Source organism: Streptomyces sp. BE20 (genome assembly GCF_036322525.1).
Taxonomy (GTDB): Bacteria; Actinomycetota; Actinomycetes; order Streptomycetales; family Streptomycetaceae; genus Kitasatospora.
Map to the genome: position 1 here is coordinate 1 of NZ_JAQYWW010000610.1, position 1,580 is coordinate 1,580.

At 71.3% G+C, this 1,580-nt stretch carries 1 protein-coding gene; it reads left to right on the forward strand.

Annotation, left to right across the window (positions count from 1 at the left end; genetic code table 11):
• The first annotated feature begins 290 nt into the window (after positions 1-290).
• The gene (locus PUR61_RS12115) at positions 291-1,580 is read left to right on the forward strand and encodes an MFS transporter (RefSeq protein ID WP_329878737.1); all 1,290 of its coding nucleotides are present in this window, start codon (positions 291-293) and stop codon (positions 1,578-1,580) included.

Consider the following 1,580-nt stretch of genomic DNA (forward strand, 5'->3'; position numbering starts at 1 on the left):
TAAGACGGTGACGACCACCCACGACCGGAGACCCCGGACACGCGGGCGTAGCCGCCTCCTGGAAGGACGCAGGCACGCACGGAGACCGGCTTCGCTTCGCCAGCCACCTGCAGCGACCCCCTGCAGCTCCCTCCCCAACCACGTACCCCATCCCCGAAGCACGCCGGACCTCGATATCCCCCGGGCACGGTGGCCCCGGTCGCCGGCCGGCGCAGTCCCGATGTGCACGCACGGCGCGAGCCCGCACCGGCGTATCCGGCGCCACCCCGGCACGAACCAAGGGCACCCCCGTGAACAACACCCCCAATGACACGGCGGGCATCCGCCGTACCATGCTCGCCGGCACGGTCGGCACCGTCATGGAGTGGTACGACTTCACCCTCTACGGACTCGCCTCCGCGCTCGTCTTCGGACCACTCTTCTTCGGATCCACCGACATCGGCGCCACCCTGGCCTCCTTCGCCACCTTCGCGATCGGATTCGCCGCCCGACCCATCGGCGGCGCCCTGTCCGGGCACCTCGGCGACCGCATCGGCCGCAAGCGCGTCCTGCTGGCCACCCTCCTCACCATGGGAGCCGCCACCACCCTGATCGGCACCCTGCCCACCCGGGCCACCGCCGGACTGTGGGCACCACTGCTGCTGATCCTGCTGCGCATCTGCCAGGGCATCGCGGTCGGCGGCGAATTCGTCGGCGCCGTCCTGCTCACCGTCGAGAACGCCCCCGCCGGCCGGCGCGGCCTCTACGGATCCGTCCCCGCCATGGGCACCGGCGCCGGCTTCGTCCTCGCCAGCGCCGTCTTCGGCACCGTCTCCCTCCTGCCCGACGACGCCTTCCTCACCTGGGGCTGGCGCATCCCCTTCCTCCTCAGCATCGCCCTCATCGCCTTCGGGCTCTGGCTGCGCAGGAGCATCGACGAGACACCCGCCTTCACCGACCTCGCCCAACGAGGCGCCACCGTGCGCTACCCACTCGCGACCGTCCTGCGCGAACACCCCGGCGCGGTGGCCCGGGTCATGGGCATCACCGTCTCCGGCTTCATCTGGGGCTACCTCATCCAGGCCTTCGCCCTCTCCTACGCCACCAAGAACCTCCACATCCCCCGCTCCACCATGCTCTGGGCCATCACCCTCGCCTCCGCCCTCGAGATCGCCGCCATCCCCTTCTGGGGCCGCCTCTCCGACCGCATCGGCCGACGCGCCACGGTCACCGCCGGCCTCGCCTGCACCGCCGCCTACGCCTACCCCTTCTTCCGCCTCCTGGAGACCAGGAGCACCCCCGTCATCCTGATCGCCCTCATCGGCGCCATCCCCCTCTGCAAGGACATGGTCTTCGGCCCGCAACCCGCCCTCGTCGCCGAACAGTTCGACGCCCGCATCCGCTTCAGCGGCGTCAGCATCGGCCGCGAGTTCGGCGGCGCCCTCTTCGGCGGCACCGCCCCCTTCATCGCCACCGCCCTCGTCGCCGGCAGCCACTCCATCACCCCCGTCGTCCTCTACGTCATCGCCGGCTGCGCCGTCACCGCACTCGCCGTCCTCACCGGCCGCGAGACCGCCCACGGCGAGATCAGAGACACCTGA